At 46.0% G+C, this 2,211-nt stretch carries 2 protein-coding genes; both read left to right on the top strand.

What is annotated here, in order from left to right; genetic code table 11:
- Positions 1–750: S-layer homology domain-containing protein (locus AC1DWB_RS33895; RefSeq protein ID WP_477545476.1), on the top strand; the 750-nt coding region annotated here is incomplete at its 5' end.
- A gap of 439 nt (positions 751–1,189) precedes the next feature.
- Positions 1,190–2,211, top strand: a 1,022-nt coding sequence (locus AC1DWB_RS33900; RefSeq protein WP_477545477.1) for a YncE family protein, incomplete at its 3' end; no start/stop codon positions are given.

Below are 2,211 nucleotides of genomic sequence, written 5' to 3' on the forward strand. Positions count from 1 at the left end.
CCAACACCAACACCAACACCAACACCAACACCAACACCAACACCAACACCAACACCAACACCAACACCAACACCAACACCAACACCAACACCAACACCAACACCAACACCAACACCAACACCAACACCAACGCCCAAAAAATTCTACATTGATGGGGTTAATATTGAGGTCATTAAGGAAATGGTAGCCAAATCGAACGCTGCACCTGCAGGTTCATTTAAGGATGTACCTGCGAATGCCCCAAATGCGAAAGCGATCGGACTAGCAACTAGGTTTGGGATTATCAAGGGATATGAGGATGGTTCATTTCGAGCTCATGCTACGATAACTAGAGCAGAGTTTGCTTCTCTATTAGTAAGAGCACTTGGGTTAACGTCAGCAGGTGATTCCGACTTTGTAGACACCAAAGGTCACTGGGCAGCAGATGCCATTGCTACATTAAAAACAATAGGAATTGCTGACGGTTACTTAGACGGAACTTTCAAACCGAATCAAACGATAACCAGAGCGGAAATCGCAGCTATGCTTTCAAAAGTAATGAACACGAATTTCGTGAAGCATTCGAAGTTCAAAGATGCTATAGGACACTGGGCAGAGGCAGAGATTGATACATTATCCGATATAGGGATTGTAAAGGGTACGCCGGACGGTTTATTCAAACCGAATGCTAATGCGACTAGATCTGAATCGTTACTCATGATCCTACGTATGCTGAATGCCAGTCTTGATCATTCGCTGGATGTAGAATAGAAGAAATAGAATTGAATTCGGCAGGTACTGGTCAAACGGTATCTGCTTTTTTGTATGCGGCTGAGATGGGGACAGAGTGTTGTCCCAAAGGTCTGATCGGACATCAGATCCGTGCGGCGGACTTGTATATGACAGAGGTACCGGTAAGTAGAACGAAAGTATACCCGAATTCGGCTATTTTGCTACTTTCGTATAATAGAATGCGCAAGGGCAAGAGGGTAATATTTAAAAATGGAGGGGACTGGGTATGAAGTGGTTGGTGTTGATTCATGTATGATCGGCGATTATCGGCGTTGGTCCAACATTATTTGGACACGTGTGGTTAGGAGCAAGCAACGTTGGAACACTGGCCTTGGAAATCTAGATGGTAACATGATCGAGTCTATGCCTGTTAATTGCATGAGACACTCGAAGTTAAGAGAATTAGGAGGGATTTACAATGGGAATGGATGGCAAGAGATTGAATCCGCTCGTGGATCAGAGCAACCAGGGGTTCACAGGTGTGAGATGTGGAAAGGCGCTTATTAGTCGATTTTACAAGATAATCGTGTCCGGGATTCTGATTGTGACGTTTCTCTCGGCGCCTCAATCAGTGCGGGCAGACACCATTGTGACTGAAGTGGCCGCAGGGGATACTCCTTCTGCAGTAGCAGTGAATCCCAAAACGAACAAAATCTATGTCGCCAATTTTGGATCAAGCAACGTGACCGTCATTGACGGAGCGAGCAACAAGACGACGACCTTAGCTACGGGAGATGGGCCTTCTAAAGTAGCGGTGAATCCCGAAACGAACAAAATCTATGTCATCCATAATCTTGCAAACCTCGTGACCGTCATTGACGGCGAGGACAACACGATGACGACGTTATTTACAGGGTTTGAATTTGTAGGGAATCGGTCTGTTGCAGTAGCGGTGAATTCAGTAACAAACAAAATCTATGTCACCAATAGGAATTCAAACAACGTGACCGTCATTGACGGCGTGAGCAACACGACGAAGAAGGTAGCTGTGGAAGCTAGTCCTTCTGAGGTAGCGGTGAATCCAGTAACAAATAAAATCTATGTCACCAATGATGCTTCAGACTACGTGACCGTCATTGACGGCGGGAACAACACGACGACGACGGTAGCTGTGGGGTTTCCTTCTAGAGAAATAGCGGTGAATCCCGAAAYGAACAAAATCTATGTCGCCAATTTTGAATCAGGTAACGTGACCGTCATTGACGGCGCAGACAACACGACGACGAAGGTGGCTGTGGGAACTGAGCCTTCTAAAATAGTGGTGAATCCCGAAACGAACAAAATCTATGTCGCCAATGCAGGTTCAAACAACGTGACCGTCATTGACGGCGAGGACAACACGACGACGACSGTAGCTRCGGGAGATSGRCCTWMTRCAGTAGCGGTGAATCCCGAAATGAACAAAATCTATGTCATCCATAATCTTGCAAACCTCGTGAC

It is taken from the genome of Paenibacillus sp. P4_E11, from assembly GCF_056401635.1.